General features: G+C 67.0%; 9 protein-coding genes and 1 riboswitch. Of the genes, 7 read left to right on the top strand and 2 right to left on the bottom strand.

What is annotated here, in order from left to right; genetic code table 11:
• The first annotated feature begins 31 nt into the window (after positions 1-31).
• The 6 genes from AC5P8J_RS12445 (at position 32) to AC5P8J_RS12420 (ending at position 13,178) form a co-directional block, all read left to right on the top strand.
• The gene (locus AC5P8J_RS12445) at positions 32-1,828 is read left to right on the top strand and encodes an autotransporter assembly complex protein TamA (RefSeq protein ID WP_019661765.1); all 1,797 of its coding nucleotides are present in this window, start codon (positions 32-34) and stop codon (positions 1,826-1,828) included.
• Positions 1,825-5,679, top strand: coding sequence for a translocation/assembly module TamB domain-containing protein (locus tag AC5P8J_RS12440; RefSeq protein ID WP_021204692.1), 3,855 nt, complete (start codon positions 1,825-1,827; stop codon positions 5,677-5,679). The genes AC5P8J_RS12445 and AC5P8J_RS12440 overlap by 4 nt, the downstream gene beginning before the upstream one ends.
• A 189-nt stretch (positions 5,680-5,868) precedes the next feature.
• A complete protein-coding gene (locus AC5P8J_RS12435) occupies positions 5,869-8,016 on the top strand; it encodes a S46 family peptidase (RefSeq protein ID WP_188250636.1) in 2,148 nt (715 codons plus the stop codon).
• A 206-nt stretch (positions 8,017-8,222) separates the two neighbouring features.
• Positions 8,223-11,681, top strand: a complete 3,459-nt coding sequence (locus AC5P8J_RS12430; protein ID WP_021203539.1) for a hybrid sensor histidine kinase/response regulator — start codon at positions 8,223-8,225, stop codon at positions 11,679-11,681.
• 140 nt (positions 11,682-11,821) lie between these two features.
• Positions 11,822-11,911, top strand: a riboswitch (yybP-ykoY riboswitch).
• An 88-nt stretch (positions 11,912-11,999) separates the two neighbouring features.
• Entirely contained in the window at positions 12,000-12,575 is a 576-nt protein-coding gene (locus tag AC5P8J_RS12425) for a manganese efflux pump MntP (protein WP_478436112.1), read from the top strand.
• Between the two features lie 147 nt (positions 12,576-12,722).
• Entirely contained in the window at positions 12,723-13,178 is a 456-nt protein-coding gene (locus AC5P8J_RS12420) for an REP-associated tyrosine transposase (protein WP_021203537.1), read from the top strand.
• Between the two features lie 102 nt (positions 13,179-13,280).
• On the opposite strand, the gene AC5P8J_RS12415 is transcribed toward AC5P8J_RS12420, so the two are convergent.
• Together AC5P8J_RS12415 and acs are read right to left on the bottom strand one after the other, a co-directional pair.
• Complete coding sequence (locus AC5P8J_RS12415) at positions 13,281-13,946, bottom strand: response regulator transcription factor (RefSeq protein WP_111098071.1); 666 nt, start codon at positions 13,944-13,946, stop codon at positions 13,281-13,283.
• A gap of 121 nt (positions 13,947-14,067) precedes the next feature.
• Positions 14,068-16,011, bottom strand: coding sequence for an acetate--CoA ligase (gene acs / locus AC5P8J_RS12410; RefSeq protein WP_262214560.1), 1,944 nt, complete (start codon positions 16,009-16,011; stop codon positions 14,068-14,070).
• Between the two features lie 245 nt (positions 16,012-16,256).
• On the opposite strand from acs, the gene AC5P8J_RS12405 reads away from it, so the two are divergent.
• Positions 16,257-17,684: a DcaP family trimeric outer membrane transporter gene (locus tag AC5P8J_RS12405; protein WP_495216840.1), complete on the top strand. Its 1,428-nt coding sequence runs from the start codon at positions 16,257-16,259 to the stop codon at positions 17,682-17,684.
• Positions 17,685-17,791: the final 107 nt, after the last annotated feature.

The following is a 17,791-nucleotide window of genomic DNA, read 5'->3' as shown; positions in this document are numbered from 1 at the left end:
GATGCATTTCGCATCGTCACCTCCGGTCGGTATGCTGTGCCGCATGCAGCCAAAGAAATACGCCCTGCCGCTGATGGTCCTGTCGCTGGCCGCCACCTCCGTGGCCCACGCGCGCGGCACCATCGACAAGGTGGACATCAAGGGATTGGACAAGGGCGACGACGCCGCAATCATCGAGAACATCCAGGAATCGCTGTCGCTGTTCGACACGATCGGCAAGGAGCAGGGTGAATCGCGCCTGGAGTACCTGCTGTCGCAGGCCGAGCGGCAGACCCGCCAGGCGCTGGAACCGTTCGGGTACTACAACCCGGTGATCAAGGTCGAGGCGCCGCGCCAGGATGAGCACGTTCGCGTGCTCATCCATGTCGACAAAGGGGCCCCGGTGACCGTGCGCCGCGAGCACATCGACATCACCGGCCCGGCGATGTACGACCAGTACCTGCAGGACGACCTGGCCGCATTCAAGCCCCGCAAGGGCCAGCGCTTCGAGCACACCCAGTACGAAGCCAGCAAGATCACCATCACCCGGCGCCTGGCCGAGCGTGGCTACTTCGATGCCGACTACACCCAGCGCCAGGTGCAGATCACCCGCGCCGACAACGCGGCCGACATCGACCTGACCTGGGACAGCGGCCGCCGCTACAACATGGGCCCGGTGCGCTTCCAGCAGGACTACTTCGTCGACAAGCTGTTCGACCCGCTGGTGTACTGGGAGCAGGGCAGCTACTACCACGAGGGCAAGCTGGACCGGCTGCGCGAGTCGCTGACCAAGCTGGACTACTTCAGCGTGATCGACATCCAGCCGCGCCCGGACCAGGCCGACGAAAACGGCGAAGTGCCGGTGGACGTGAAGCTGACGCGCGCCAAGCGCACCATCTACACCGCGGGCCTGAGCTACGGCAGCGAGAGTGGCCCGGGTGTGCGTGGTGGCATCGAGCGGCGGTTCCTGAACAACCGCGGCCACAAGATGAACACGCAGCTGGACTATGCGCAGAAGCGCAAGAGCCTGATCACCAGCTACCGCATTCCAGCCTTCAACTGGCTTGATGGCTGGTACACCTTCGCTGCCAGCGCCTACGACGAGCAGACCGACTACATCGACCTGCGCAACTTCAAGCTGATCGCCAGCCGCAGCGGCGAGATCAACGAACACTGGACCGCGATCGCCTCGATCAACGCGCTGCGCGAGCGCTGGCGCTATGCCTCGGGCACCGAATTCACCGACGCGGTCTACAACACCTCGACGCTGGTCTACCCGCAGCTGGTCGCCGACTACGTCGACGTCGATGACGAGCTGTTCCCGCGCAAGGGCGTCAGCGGTACGGCAACGATGCGCGCCGGTGTGGAAGGTGCGGGTTCGGACACCAGCTTCGTGCAGGCCAATGCCGTGCTGCGCTGGTACATCCCGGTGGGCGATAGCAATCGCCTGATCCTGCGCGGCGAGGGTGGCACCACCTGGACCAGCGACCTGGTGGCGATGCCGCCGAGCCTGCGCTACTTCGCCGGTGGTGACCGCAGCATCCGCGGCTACGCCTACCGTGAGGTTGGCCCGCGTACGCCGAAGCCGGACAAGTATGCGCTGGGTGCCAAGAACCTGGTGATCGGCTCGGCCGAGTACGAGCACTACTTCAACGGTGGCCCCTGGGGTGCGGCGGTGTTCGTCGATACCGGCAGTGCCTTTGACAACACCATCGACCTGCATACCGGCGTCGGCTTCGGCGTGCGCTGGAAATCGCCGGTGGGCCCGGTGCGGGTGGATATCGCGCACGGCCTGAACAACCCGGATTCGCAGTTCCAGCTGTACCTCAACATCGGAGCGGACCTGTGAGTGCCCCCGCACCGACTCCGAACAGGCCGCCGCGCGTGCGTTTCTACCGCCGCCGCCGCTTCTGGGCCTGGTCCGGCGTGGGCGTGCTGGGCCTGGTGCTGCTGGCCCTGCTGGCGGTGTACTGGCTGCTGCAGACCGTGGCCGGCCGTGACGTACTGCTGGCCCAGGTGGTGGCGCGCCTCCCGGTGGGTGCCAGCTTCACCTGGGACAAGGTGGACGGCCCGGTGGCAGGGCCGCTGACCCTGTACAACGTCGACTTCCGTTACGACGACATCCATTTCCACGCCGAGCGCGCCTACCTGGAGCCGGACCTGCGCCCGCTGCTGGGCCGCAAGCTGCTGCTGGACAAGCTGGAGCTGAGCAACGCGACGTTGAACCTGGCCAAGAGCGATGAGCCGTTCAAGCTGCCGTCGTGGCCCGATTCGCTGCCGCAGATCGAGATGCCGCTGGCGATCCAGGCCGACGCCATTGCCATCGACGGCTTCCGCATCAGCCAGGCCAACGAGCCGGTGATCGACATCAGTCGCGTGCGTGGTGGCATCGAGATCGCCAATGGCGAGTTCCAGGCACGCAGGCTGGTGGTGGACAGCGACATGGGCAACTTCACCGCCCAGGGTCGCTACATCCCGGCCAAGGACTACGACACCGACGTGACCGTCACTGCCGTGCTGCCGGCACCGCGTGGGCGCACGGCCGCCACGGTGGGCCTGGTCGCCCGCGGAGACCTGTCGCACATGGAAGTGGCCGTAGCCGGGCGCGCGCCGAAGCCACTGCACGCGATGCTGGTGTTCGATGGCCGCACCGACCCGAACTGGAACGCCAGCGTGCGCAGCGACGAGCTGGATCTGGCGCTGCTGTCGCCAGCATTGGCGAGCTCGGCGATCGCGCCGTTGTCGCTGGACTTCACCGCCGCCGGCAAGGGCGGCAATGCCAACCTGCGTGGCAAGGTAAAGCAGGGCGATCAGGAACTGGAACTGGCACCGTCGGTGGTGTCATTGCAGGACCAGGTGCTGAAGGTCTCACCGCTGCTGGTGAAGGGCCTTGGCGGTGAGGCGCGGCTGGAAGGTACCGCCGATTTCAGTCAGGAAGACCAGCAGAAGCTCAACTTCTCGGTGGTCGCGCGTGACCTGACCTGGGTGCCGGCACCGGACCCGAACACCGCCGGCAGCGCACCGGTGCCGGTCACCCTGAAGGAAGCACGCTTCGGCCTGGCCGGTACCCTGAAGGCCTGGGCGGCGATCGGCCGCGCCGATGTCGAACGCGAAAAGCAGAAGGCCCAGCTGCGCTTCGACGTACGCGGCAACGACCAGGCCGCGTCGATCCACCAGTTGCAGGCGCAGACGCCGGGTGGACAGCTGCAGGTGGAAGGCCAGGTGGCGTGGGCACCGCAGCTGGACTGGGATGCCAAGGCCACGCTGAAGGACTTCGACCCTGGCTACTTCGTGCCGGGCTGGAACGGCCGGCTGTCCGGCAACCTGGCTTCGAAGGGACGGCAACTGCCGCCGCCGGCAAACGCACCGCCGGGTACCACCGGCACACTGGAAGCCACGGTCGATCTGCCGTCGCTGAAGGGCGTGCTGCGCCAGCGCAATCTCGATGCGCAGGGAAAGTTCGCGCTGCAGGGCGCGCAGGGCCAGGGCGACCTGAAGCTGTCGCTGGGCAGCAGCCGGGTGACCGCGTCGGGCAAGGTCGGCGACCGCCTCGATATCGATGCGCGTTTCGAACCGCTGCAGCTGAGCGATCTGCTGCCGGGTGCCGATGGTGGCCTGCGTGGCCAGGTACAGGTGAAGGGCCCGCGCGACGCGCCGGACATCACCGCCGACCTGGTCGGCAACAACCTCAACTGGGACGGCTACGGCGCCGAAAGCGTGAGCATCAAGGGCCGCCTGCCGTGGCGCGGCGACAGCGGCACGCTGGCGATCCAGGGCCAGCAGGTCAACGCGGGCATGCTGCTGGAGCGCTTGAACGTGGATGCGCAGGGCAGTGTCTCCAACCTGCGCCTGGCTGCGCAGACCCGCAACGAGATGGGGGCGATCGAGCTGCAGGGCAGCGTGCGCCAGCAGGGCACGCAGTGGCGCGGCGAGCTGGCCTCGCTGCGCATCGCACCGGTGAAGGGTGATGCGTGGTCGCTGCGTGCACCGGCGGCGTTCGCGATCAACGGCAGCACCTACACCCTGTCCGAAGCCTGCCTGGCCGCCGCCAGCAGCGGCGCGCTGTGCGCACAGGCCAACTGGCCGCGCGAAGGCCTGGTGGTGCGCAGTGACGCGCTGCCGCTGGCGCTGGTGCAGCCGTGGCTGCCGCCGCAGTCCGGCCGCCGCATCTATCTGCGCGGCGACGTCAGCCTGGACGCGCAGATCCGCCCGCGTGGCGCGGCCTGGGAAGGCCATGTGGAAGTGCGCTCGAAGGAAGGCGGCGTGCGCCTGGGCGAGAACCGCAACACCGTGGGCGATACCACCCGCGGCGAACTGGTGCGCTATGACCAGTTCTCGCTGAAGCTCGACATGACCCCGTCCAGCATCAAGGGCTACTTGGGCATGGGCTTCCAGGGCAACGGCTTCGTCGACGCGAAGATGCAGACCGGCTGGGAAGCCAGTGCACCACTGAACGGTGAGCTCTATCTGAACATGTCGCGGCTGTACTGGCTGGAGCTGTTCTCGCCGGACATCGTGCGCCCGACCGGCCTGATCGAGGGCCACGTGAGCCTGCGCGGTACGCGCGGGCAGCCGTCGCTGGGTGGCGACGCGCAGCTGAGCAACTTCAAGGGCGAATTCCCCGCGCTGGGCCTGACCTTCGACCAGGGCAAGGGCAGCTTCGTGGCCCAGCCCGACGGTTCAGCCAAGATCACCGCGCAGGCCAACTCCGGCCAGGGCACGCTGTACGTGGACGGTGGCCTGTCGTGGTTCGGTGATGCGCAGCCCTTGCAGCTGAAGATCCACGGCGAGAACGTGCTGCTGTCCAACACCAGCGAACTGCGCATCGTCGCCAACCCCAACCTCGACTTCACCCTGGCCAAGGCAGCGATGGAGCTGCGCGGTACCGTCCACGTGCCCGAGGCCGACATCGACCTGGAGCGCCTGGACCGTGGCACCTCGGTGTCCGAAGACGTGGTCGTGCTGGATCCGGCTGATCCGGAAGAGTCGCGCACCTCGCCGCTGGACATGGACCTGACCGTCAGCCTCGGCGAAAAGGTGAAGATGACCGGGTTCGGCCTGAAGGGCGCGCTGACCGGCAAGATGCAGGTCTGGGCCAAGCCCGGCCGCGAAATGACCGCCAATGGCGGCCTGGAAGTGAGCGGCCGCTACAAGGCGTACGGGCAGGACCTGACCATCACCCGCGGCAACCTCAACTGGAACTACAACGCGGTGTCCGACCCGCGCATCAACATCCGTGCCGAGCGACGGATCGGTGATGTCACCGCCGGCATCGACGTGACCGGGCGTGCCCAGCAACCGCGTGCCGACGTGTGGTCCGATCCTGCGATGTCGCAGTCCGAGGCACTGGCCTATCTGGTTCTGGGACGCAGCCTGACCGGCGCCAGCAGCGACCAGGCGCAGCAGGTCAACGCGGCCTCGGCGGCGCTCTCGGCCGGCAGTGGCCTGCTGGCGTCGCAGCTGGGTGCCAAGCTGGGCCTGGACGATGCCGGCGTGAGCCAGTCGCGCGCGCTGGGCGGCTCGGTGATCGGCGTCGGCAAGTACATCTCGCCCAAGCTGTACGTGGGTTACGGCGTGTCGCTGGTGGGCGCAGGTTCGGTGATCACGCTGAAGTACCTGCTGCGCCGCGGGTTTGATGTGGAAGTGGAGTCGAGCACGGTGGAAAACCGTGGGTCGATCAACTGGCGGCGGGAGAAATAACCCGCCGTGGCATCCCTGTAGAGCCGAGCCATGCTCGGCTTCCGCGCGCAGCGCGGGAAGGTGGGGCGGGCAGAAGAGCAGCCGAGCGTGGGCTCGGCTCTACAGGTACGTGCCCCCAACCATCGGCCGTTGCCCCATCCGGCCCCAGCGGCTATGGTCCCGGGCTGTTCTGTCGTACCGGATTGCCTCATGTCACCACGCAAAGCCCTTCCCACCGCCCTGGCCCTGGGCCTGACCCTCGCCGCCGGTGCTCACGCCGACGAAGGCATGTGGATGCCGACCCAGCTGCCGGAACTGGCCAAGTCGCTGCAGGCCGCAGGCTTCAAGGGCAATCCGGCCGACCTGGCCAACGTCACTGCGCCGCCGCTGAGCGCGGTGGTGCGTGCCGGTGGCGGCACCGGTTCGTTCGTGTCCGCCGACGGCCTGCTGCTGACCAACCACCACGTGGCGATGGGCGTGATCCAGTACAACAGCTCGCCCGAGCACGACCTGATCAACGGTGGCTTCATCGCCAAGGACCGTGCCGACGAGCGTCCGGCCAACCCGGACTTCCGCGTGCTGGTCACCGTCGGCTTCGACAAGGTGACCGACCAGGTGCTGGCGCAGGCGCGTGGCAAGACCGGTCGCGCCTATTTCGATGCGGTGGATGCGGCCAGCAAGCAGATCGTGGCCGAGTGCGAGAAGGACGGCAGCGTGCGCTGCTCGGTTGCCAACATGTACTACGGCACCGATTTCTATCGCATCGCCCAGCTGGAACTGAGCGACGTGCGCCTGGTGTACGCGCCGCCGCGCGCGATCGGCAACTACGGCGACGAGATCGACAACTTCATGTGGCCGCGCCACACCGGCGACTTCACCCTGCTGCGCGCCTATGTCGGCAAGGACGGCAAGCCGGCCGCCTACAGCAAGGACAACGTGCCCTACCAGGCACCGGCGCACCTGCAGATGTCGGTGGAAGGCCCGAAGGAAGGCGATTACGCGATGCTGGCCGGCTACCCGGGCATCACCTATCGCCACCGCACCGCGGCCGAATTCGCCGGCCAGATCGATGCCGTGCTGCCGCGCCGCGTGTCGGTGTTCCAGCAGATGATCGACACCATCGAGGCCGCCACCGCCAAGGACGCGCAGGCGCGTACCCGCTATGCCTCGCAGCTGCAGTCGCTGAAGAACAACCGCAAGCGCGCCGCTGGCGAACTGGAAGGCCTGCTGCGCAGCGACGCCAAGGCCCAGCGTGCCGCCGACGAGACCGCGATGCTGGCCGCGACCGACCGCAAGTACCAGGGCGACATCAAGGCGTTGCTGGCCAACCTGTCGCAGGGCGCGGCGGTGGGCGAGCGTGACCTGCTGCTGGACCAGATCGCCGCGCAGAGCCAGCTGCTGCGCTCTGCGCTGCTGCTGGAGCGCCTGCGCATCGAATCGGCCAAGCCTGACGCGCAGCGCGAGAGCGGTTACCAGCAGCGCGACCAGGCGATGATCGAAGGCGTGCTCAAGCAGGTCCAGCGCCGCTACGCGCCGGAGGTCGAGAAGGCCCTGCTGACCACCCTGCTGACCCGCTACCAGCAGCTGCCGGACGCGCAGCGCGTGGCCGAGTTCGACGCGGCCTTCGGCCGCACCCCGCAGCAGCTGGCCACGGCGCTGGACACCCTGTACGCCGGAACCCAGCTGGGCGATGAGGCGCAGCGCCTGTCGCGCTTTGCCGCCGCACGCGAAGGCAAGGCCCTGGCCGCCGATCCGCTGATCGCCGTGGCCGGCCCGCTGGTGGCCGCGCAGCTGCGCATCGAAAACGAGAGCAAGACCCGCGAAGGCGAGCAGCTGCGCCTGCGCCCGGCGTACATGCAGGCGCTGTTCGCCTGGCGTGCCAAGCAGGGCCGCGCCGTGTACCCGGATGCCAACCGCACCCTGCGCATCAGTTACGGCAGGGTCGAGGCACTGCACCCGCGCGATGGCGTGACCTACTCGCCGGTGACCACCGTGGCCGGCATCGTCGAGAAGAACACCAACGCCTATCCGTTCGACGCACCCAAGCCGCTGCTGGCCGCGATCGCCAAGGGTGACTTCGGCAGCACCGCCGACCCGGCGCTGAAGACCCAGACGGTCAACTTCCTGACCAACCTGGACACCACCGGCGGCAACTCCGGCTCGCCGGTGCTCAACGCCAAGGGCGAACTGATCGGCCTGAACTTCGACAGCAACTGGGAATCGGTCAGCGCCAGCTGGTGGTTCGACCCGCGCTACAAGCGCGCCGTGCACGTGGACATGCGCTACCTGCGCTGGCTGCTGGCCAAGGTCTACCCGGCACCCGAGCTGCTGAAGGAAATGGGCGTGCCGGCCCAGTAAACCGGTACCTGGCAGGCGCCCACCGCTTCCTGGTGGGTGCCCATTGATTCCCGGTAGGTGCCCACTGTCAGTGGGCACGGATGTCCCCGTCACGACCAACGGTCGTGACCCACCAGACGGACCAACGGTCGTGACCCACCGCCATGACCTACCCGCACGACCAGCGGTCGTGATCTACTGACCCCTGTCCTGACGGAAACGCGCGCGTGGTCTCCAGCTGGATCCTGCTGCTGGTCTCGGTTGCCTATGCTGCGCTGCTGTTCGGCGTGGCGTGGTGGGGCGACCGTCGGCCGATGTATCCCGACCGGCCGTGGCTGCGGCCGGTGGTCTACAGCCTGGCACTGGCCGTGTACTGCTCGTCGTGGACCTTCTACGGCGCGGTCGGCACCGCTGTGCGCAATGGCGTGGGCTATCTGCCGATCTACATCGGCCCGTTGCTGCTGCTGCTGTTCGGCTGGCGCATCATCGAGCGCCTGGCGCTGATCGCGCGCAGCCAGAACGTGGTCTCCATTGCTGATTTCATCTCCTCGCGCTTCGGCCGCTCGCGGCGGCTGGCGGCGCTGGTGGCGATCATCGCGCTGATCGGCATCATTCCGTACCTGGCCCTGCAGTACAAAGCGGTGGCGATGAGCCTGCAGGTCCTGACCGGCAACACCGGCCCGACCGGCTTCTTCACCGATCCCGCGCTGTACGTGGCGCTGCTGATGGCGTTGTTCGCCACCCTGTTCGGTACCCGCCAGGTCGATGCCACCGAGCACCACCACGGCATGATGCTGGCGATCGCCTTCGAATCGGTGATCAAGCTGCTGGCGATGCTGGCCGTGGGCGTGTTCGCCTACCTCTGGCTGAGCAACCGCACCGACGCGGTGGTCGAGTCAGTGCATACGCTGTTCACCGGCCTGCCGCCGGTGGGCTTCATCTCGCAGACCCTGCTCAGTTTCCTCGCCATCATCTGCCTGCCGCGCCAGTTCCACGTGGCCGTGGTCGAGTGCGGCGATGTGCGCGACGTGCGCCGCGCGCGCTGGATGTTCGGCGGCTACCTGGTGCTGATCTCGGGCATGGTGCTGCCGATCGCCACCGCCGGCGTGACCCTGTTCGGCACCGGCGGCAGCGTCGCCGACGACTCGATGGTGCTGGCCCTGCCGCTGGCCGAGGGCCGCAACGCACTGGCGCTGATCGCGTACGTGGGCGGCTTTTCGGCGGCCACCGGCATGGTCATCGTGTCGTCCATCGCGCTGGCCACCATGGTCAGCAATGACCTGGTGATGCCGGTGCTGCTGCGTCGCAGCGGCGACCACCAGGAGGCGGCCGACGTTGCCTCGCGCGTGCTGTGGATCCGCCGCCTGGCGATCCTGCTGCTGGCGCTGATGGCCTACAGCTACTACCGCACCAGCAGCAACGACAGCACGCTGGCCTCGTACGGCCTGATGGCGTTCGCGGCGGTAGCGCAGTTCGCGCCCGGCCTGATCGGCGGCCTGTACTGGCGTGGCGCCAGCCGTCGCGGCGTCGAGATGGGCATGCTGCTCGGCTTCGCGACCTGGCTGTACACGCTGCTGCTGCCGGCGATGACCATGGCCGGCTGGGTTGATGCCGCCTGGGTGCAGCACGGTCCGTTCGGCATCGAGTGGCTGCGTCCGCAGCAGCTGTTCGGCATGACCGGCTGGGATCCGCTGACCCACGGCACGTTCTGGTCGCTGCTGGTCAACGCGGCGACGATGATGCTGGTGTCCGCGCGCTGGCGCCCCGGTGTGGACGAGCGGCTGCGCGCCGCGCCGTTCCTCGACCCCTACGCCGAGCGCCCGTCGGTGGCCGGCGGCTGGCCCGGCCACGTGCATGTGGGCGACCTGCTGGCACTGGCCTCGCGCGTGGTCGGAGAGCGCCACGCGCGGCGTTCGTTTTTCGAGCAGGCACAGTCGCTGGGGCGCGAGCTTCAGTCCTCGGCGCCTGCGGACCGCCCCTGGGTACAGTTCACCGAACGGCTGCTGGCCGCCTCGATTGGTGCGGCATCGGCGCGCCTGCTGCTCACCAGCCTGCTGCGTGGCTCGGGCATGGACCTGGGTGAAGTGGTGGCGGTACTGGACGAAGCCGGGCAGGAACTGCGCTTCAACCGCGAGATCCTGTCGACCACGCTGGAGAACATCAGCGCCGGGGTCAGCGTGGTCGATCCGGACATGCGCCTGACCGCGTGGAACCGCCGCTACCAGGACATGTTCGGTTACCCCGACGGCATGCTCTACGTGGGCCGCCCGGTGGCCGACCTGATCCGATACAACGCCGAGCGCGGCGAGCTGGGCGAGGGCGATATCGAAGTACAGATCAACCGCCGCATCGGCTACATGCGCGCCGGTTCGCCGCACGTGTTCGAGCGCACCCGCAGCGACGGCAAGGTGATCGAGATGCGCGGCCAGGCGCTGCCCGGCGGCGGCTACGTGACCAGCTACAACGACATCACCGACTACAAGCACGCCGAAAAGGCGCTGCTTGAAGCCAACGAGACGCTGGAACAGCGCGTGGCCGAGCGCTCGCATGAGGCCGAGGTCGCACAGCAGTCGAAGACGCGCTTCCTGGCGGCGATCAGCCACGACGTGCTGCAGCCGCTGAACGCCGCGCGCCTGTTCGCTTCGGCGTTGCGTGACAGCGACCACGTGAGCGATGAGCAGAAGCACCTGGCCGAACGCGTGGATGCGTCCCTGCGCGCGGCCGAAGAACTGCTGGATGGCCTGCTGGACGTGTCGCGGCTGGATGCCGGTGGCCTGCACCCGGTGATCGGCGAGTTCGACGTGAGTGCGTTGATGCGCGAACTGGCGGCGCAGTACACGCCGGTCGCCGCCGGTCGTGGCCTGCGCCTGGACCTGTTCGCGCGCCCGGCGTGGGTGCGCAGTGATCGCCGCCTGCTGCGCCGCGTGCTGCAGAATTTCCTGGCCAACGCGTTGCGCTACACCCGCCAGGGGCGCATCGTGCTGGCGGTGCGCCAGCGTGGCGACGAAGTGGAGCTGCAGGTATGGGATACCGGCCCGGGCATTCCCGAACACCATATGCGGCAGATCTTCGACGAGTTCCACCGCTACCAGCAGCCGTTCGACTGGGGAGAGCAGGGTCTGGGCCTGGGCCTGTCGATATGCCAGCGTATCTCGCGCCTGCTCGATCATCGGTTGAACGCACGCAGCCGGGTCGGCAAGGGTTCGATGTTCTCGATCATCCTGCCACGGGTTGCGCCCTTGCCCGGCTACACCGAGCCTGCCAAGGCGACCCAGGCCGTGGCCACACCGGTGCGCAGCGATTCGCTGGCGGGCCTACGGGTGCTGTGCGTGGACAACGACGAGGAAATCCTCGACGGCATGCGCGCGCTGCTCGGCCGCTGGCAGGTGCAGGTGATCACTGCCGCCACCGTCGACCAGGCGCTGGAGAAGATCGCCGAGCGCCCGCAGGTGATGCTGGTGGACTACCACCTGCACGACCGCATGGATGGCCTGGATGCGCTGGTGGCACTTCGCGAGGCTGCGGGCTACCCGTTGCCCGGCGCGCTGCTGACCGCCGATGGTCGCGACGAGTTGAAGCGGATGGCGCGCGAACGCGGCTACCGCGTGCTGACCAAGCCGATCAAGCCGGCCTCGCTGCGCGCCTTCCTGGGCGCGCTGCGCGATGCCGGCAATAGCGACGCCTGATTGGCAACTGTAGAGCCGAGCCTATGCTCGGCTTCCGCGCGCTGCACGGCGCCGATATAGCCATCGCTATACAAACCAGCCCTGCCTGCGCGTTTCGCTGGAAATGCGCCACGCGCGAATCGCGATGCTAAGCTTCGCGTCCCCTTGGGGAGTAGCCGGATTCCTTCGCAGGAATCGTCCACGTCAACATACTCGGCCAGTGCGCCGTGGCGTGGACAACCATGATGGTTGGCGAGACCAGCGGCCCGCGCGCGCAACGTCAGGTTGGGCGCGAGCGCAGGCCGTGCGTCCGTCCTAGCCCGACCTCAGCCGCTGTCCATGTCCCCCATTTCGATCCTCCTGATCGGCTTTGCCATGTCCACCGATGCCTTCGCTGCGGCGATCGGCAAGGGTGCGGCCATGCGCAAGCCGGTGTTCCGCGATGCGCTGCGCGCCGGCATCATCTTCGGTGTCATCGAGGCGATCACGCCCATCATCGGCTGGCTGCTCGGCCGTGCTGCCCTGCAGTACGTGGAAGCCTTCGACCACTGGATCGCCTTCGGCCTGCTCGGCGCGCTGGGCATCCACATGATCTACAACGGCCTGCGCCCGGACAGTGGCGAAGATGATGAAGACCCTGCGCAGCACCACGGCTTCTGGAAGCTGGCGCTGACCGGTTTCGCCACCAGCATCGACGCGATGGCCGTGGGCATCGGCCTGGCCTTCATGGACGTGCATATCGGCGTGATGGCGGCGGTCATCGGTCTGTGCACGCTGACCATGGTCACCGTCGGCATCATGCTCGGCCGCGTGCTGGGCAGCATGGTCGGCAAGCGTGCCGAGATCATCGGCGGCGTGATCCTGATGATCATCGGCGCGACGATCCTGTACGAACACCTGCACGGTGTGGGGTAAGCAGGGAAATCTGTAGAGCCGAGCCCACGCTCGGCTGCTTTGCATGGCAGCCGAGCATGGGCTCGGCTCTACATCAGGTTTTTGGCTGACAAGCATTGCGGTGTTGCACTGATGGAGATGCTGTCACGCGTGCCATAGCGTCTTCGCATGGCCAGTCCCGCACTCCGTTATGGTCGTTGGTCGCATACCGGCAATGTCTATGCCCTTACGACGGTGACGCATGCGCGTCGTCCCTGGTTCAGTGACAAGGGCAACGTCGATCTGCTGATCGAAGCGCTGCGCACAGTCGAGCAAACCGGTCGTACCTTCTCCCTGGCCTGGGTGATCATGCCGGACCACCTGCATTGGTTGATCGAGCTGCGTACGGGCACGCTGGCCGGCTGCATGCAGATCCTGAAGTCCCGGAGTGGAAGATCCATCGCCAGGCGCGTTGATGCGAGCGCGCCGATCTGGCAGCCGGGATACTACGATCATGCGCTGCGCGGCGATGAGTGCCTGCGCACGCAGGCGATGTACATCGCGGCCAATCCCGTGCGTGCTGGACTGGCCACGCGCATCGGGGAATACCCCTATGTGTGGAGTCGATGGTTGCTTGAGGAGTGATTGGTATTGAGGCAAAGAGCAGCCGAGCGTGGGCTCGGCTCTACAGGGGCATCATGACGTCTGTAGAGCCGAGCCCATGCTCGGCTCCGCAGTCCGTCACCTTCAGTCTTCTTCCGGCGGCAGTACGATGGCGTCGTCGTCGATGGCCAGCTTGCCGGCCATCAGCACGGCCTGGGTGCGGTTGGTTACGCCCAGCTTGCGCAGGATGGCGGTGACGTGGGCCTTGATCGTTGCTTCGGAGACGTTGAGGTCGTAGGCGATCTGCTTGTTCAAGCGGCCGGCGCCGAGCATCTGCAGGACGCGGAACTGCTGCGGGGTCAGCTCGCGCAGGCGCTGGCCGACTTCGCGTTCTTCGCTGCCGGTAGGCGGCACGTTGTGCGCTTCCGGCGGTGCCCAGGTCTCGCCATCGAGGATGGCGCCCAGCGCATGGCCGATGGTGTCCGAATCCGCAGACTTCGGAATGAAGCCCAGCGCACCGTGGTCGAGCGCGCGGCGCATCACCGTGGCTTCTTCGCGTGCGGACACCACCACCACCGGCAGGTGCGGGTGCAGCGAGCGCATGTGCACCAGCGCGTTGAAACCCTGCGCACCGGGCATATTGAGGTCCATCAGGACCAGGTCGGCGTCGTTGTGCTGGTCGGCCAGCGCGTACAGCGCTTCCACGCTGTCGGCCTCGAACAGCTGCACGCCGGGGATGACCCGCTGCACGGCCCCACGCAGGGCCTCGCGGAACAGCGGGTGGTCATCGGCAATCAGGAGGGTGGTCATGGGTCGAGCTTATCGATCAGGAAAAAGAGCGACGTGATGGCAGGTGCAGGACGGGTCGGACACGGCCGGGTCCCTCCTCCCGGCCACGTCCCTTGCGCGTTCTGCGCCCGCAGTCACGCCATCAGCGCACCTTGCGCTCGTCCACCAGCGATGCCACCACCGACGGATCGGCCAGGGTCGAGGTGTCGCCGAGCTGGTCCGGCGCGTTTTCGGCAATCTTGCGCAGGATGCGGCGCATGATCTTGCCCGAGCGGGTCTTCGGCAGGCCCGGTGCCCACTGCAGGTGGTCCGGCGTGGCGATCGGCCCGATCTCCTTGCGCACCCAGGCGATCAGCTCCTTGTGCAGTTCATCGCTCGGGGCCTCTTCGGCCACCAGGGTGACGTAGGCGTAGATGCCCTGGCCCTTGACGTCGTGCGGGAAGCCCACGACCGCCGCTTCGGCCACCTTCGGATGCGAGACCAGCGCGCTTTCCACTTCGGCGGTGCCGATGCGATGGCCGGACACATTGATCACGTCGTCGACGCGGCCGGTGATCCAGTAATAGCCGTCTTCGTCGCGGCGGCAACCGTCACCGGTGAAGTAGCTGCCCGGGTAGGTGCGGAAATACGTATCGATGAAACGCTGGTGGTCGCCGTACACCGTGCGCATCTGGCCCGGCCAGGAATCACGGATGATCAGGTTGCCCTCGGTTGGGCCGTCCTGGATCTCGCCATCGGCATTGACCAGCGCCGGCTGCACGCCGAAGAAGGGCAGGGTGGCCGAACCCGGCTTGAGGTCCATCGCACCGGCCAGCGGCGAGATCAGGATGCCGCCGGTCTCGGTCTGCCACCAGGTATCGACGATCGGGCAGCGGCTGTCGCCGACCACCTCGTAGTACCAGCGCCAGGCTTCCGGATTGATCGGCTCGCCGACGCTGCCGAGCAGGCGCAGCGACGCGCGCGAGGTCTTCTTCACCGGCTCCTCGCCTTCGCGCATCAGCGCACGAATCGCGGTCGGGGCGGTGTAGAAAATGCTCACCTTGTGCTTGTCGATCACGTTCCAGAAGCGCGAGGTGTCCGGATAGTTCGGCACGCCTTCGAACATCAGCGAGGTCGCACCGTTGGCCAGTGGCCCGTACACGATGTAGCTGTGGCCGGTAACCCAGCCGACGTCGGCGGTGCACCAGTAGATGTCGTCCTCGCGCAGGTCGAACACCGCTTCATGGGTGTAGGCCGCGTACAGCAGGTAACCGCCGGTGGTGTGCAGCACACCCTTCGGCTTGCCGGTGGAACCGGAGGTGTAGAGGATGAACAACGGGTCTTCCGCGTTCATGCGTTCCGGTTCGCAGGTGGACGGCTGGCTGTCCACCACGTCGTGGAACCAGCGGTCGCGCGGGGCCTGCATGTCCACCGCGCCGCCGGTGTGGCGCACCACCAGCACGGTTTCAACCGTGTTCGTGCCCGGCAGCTTCAGCGCGGCATCGACGTTGGCCTTCAGCGGAATCTTTCGACCACCACGCAGGCCCTCGTCGGCGGTGATGATCAGCTTGCTCTGGCAGTCGCTGACGCGGTCGGCGATCGAGTTCGGTGCGAAGCCACCGAACACCACCGAGTGGATCGCACCGATGCGCGCGCAGGCCAGCATGGCCACCGCGGCGTCGACGATCATCGGCAGGTAAATGGTGACCCGGTCGCCCTTCTTGACGCCGAGGTTGCGCAGCGCGTTGCCGAGGCGGCAGGTGCGCTCGTACAGCTCGCGATACGTGACGTGCTGGGCCGGCGCATCCGGGCCGTCCGGCTCGAACAGCAGGGCGGTCTTGTCGCCGCGCGTTTCCAGCTGGCGATCCAAGCAGTTCACGCTGGCATTGAGCTCGCCATCCTCGAACCACTTGATGCGGAAGTCGGACAGGTCATAGCTGACGTTCTTGATCTTCGTCGGCTTGCGCATCCATTGCAGGCGCTCGGCGGCCTTGCCCCAGAATCCATCCGGATCGGCCACCGACGCCTGGTACTGCTGTTCATAGGTCTTCTTGTCGATGCGTGCCTTGGCGGCGAACTGCGGATCGACGGGGTAGATATCAGCCATGGCACCCTCACTTGCACGTTGACTTTGTATGTGCGGTCGCAGCATTGCAACGACCGATCCCCCTCAGTTTGCCCCATCCACCCCCGGCCGCGTCACCACCCTGGTTAGACCATGGTCGAAAGTGAGCGCCTTGCAGGCCCGGGTTCGACCAATGGCGAATAGCCGCTATACATAATCGCCCCGCAGTCTCGGCTCGACCGTGCCCCACGCGCGGCATCACCTTGCCACTTGGGAGAGAGGGCAACATGAGCCACCGTACGTTGAAAGCCGTGCGCACACCTTTGGCGGCCTGCCTGCTGGTCGCCCTGGTCGCACCGGGCATGGCGTTCGCAGAGACCGCCAAAGAGAAGGCACTGGAAGCACGCGTTGCCGAACTGGAACGCCAGGTCCAGCTGCTGCTGTCTTCGCAGCAACAACAACAGACCCAGATCAGCCAGACCCAGCAGGCCGTGACCGAAGTGCGCACGGTGCAGGCCGAGCAGAAGCCGGTCGCACAGGTGCCGGCCGGCAAGCAGCCGATCCAGGTCACCACCCTCACCCCGGGCGCCGCGCCGGGCACCACGGTCAAGATCGGCGGCTTCATCAAGGCCGACTTCCTGGCCACCCAGACCAGCGATGGCCAGCTGGCCGACGACGCGACCGGCCGTTCGCTGTACCTGCCGGGCCAGACCCCGGTCGAAGGCGCTGGCGGCAGCGGCAAGCGCTCGGGCACCGATTTCAACGCCCATGCCAAGTTCTCGCGCTTCAACCTGGGCATCGACAACGTCAGCGAATCGGGCAACAAGGCCGGTGCGTTCTTCGAGATGGACTTCTTCGGCAACTCGCTGGGCAACCAGACTGCCACCAATACCTACGGCGTGACCCTGCGCCACGCCTACATGTACTGGAACAACTGGCTGGCCGGCCAGACCTGGTCCAACTTCATGGACGCGGCCGCACTGCCGGAAGCGGTCGACTTCGTCGGCCCCACCGACGGCGTGATCTTCGTGCGCCAGGCCCAGGTGCGCTACACCCAGGGCGGCTTCAGCGTCGCGCTGGAAAACCCGGAAACCTCCACCCTCACCGGCACCCGCAACCCGGTCACCGGCGCCTGGACCAACGCCAGCGCCAACTCCGACCGTGGCAGCCTGCCCGACCTGACCCTGCGCTATGGCTGGAAGGGCGACTGGGGCACCTTCGGCGTCGGCGGCATCGTCCGTCAGCTGAAGGTCGACAACCAGGCCACCGGCGCGAAGGCCGACAAGGTGGCCGGCGGCCTGACCCTGGGCGGCAAGTGGGTGATGGGTGACAGCGATTCGCTGCACTACCAGCTGACCGGCGGCGAAGGCATCGCCCGCTACATCGGCCTGGGCATCACCGCCGACAGTGCCTACGACGTGGCCCGCGACGAGCTCAACCCGACCGGCGTGCTGGCCGGCTACGTCGGCTGGCGGCATGCGTTCTCGCCGAAGCTGCGCACCAACCTGATCTACGCGCGCAGCGACTACGACAACGACAGCATCCTCGGCCCGCTGGTGACCAAGAGCGTGCAGAGCGTCCGCGGCAACATCTTCTATTCACCGCTACCCAAGGTCGATATCGGCGCCGAGCTGATGTATGGCCGTCGCGAAGTGGAGAACGGCAACAAGGGTGACATCACCCGGTTGCAGTTCACCACGAAGTACAGCTTCTGAGAGCGTGCCGGCCAGCGGCCGGCACCTACCGAGATGGGGTGCCGGCCAAGGTCGGCATCTACCCAATTGAGTGCCGACCAACGGTCGGCACCCACCAACAACGATTG

Source organism: Stenotrophomonas sp. YJH_SMC_37 (genome assembly GCF_059370035.1).
This window is presented reverse-complemented; position numbering and strand designations above follow the sequence as displayed.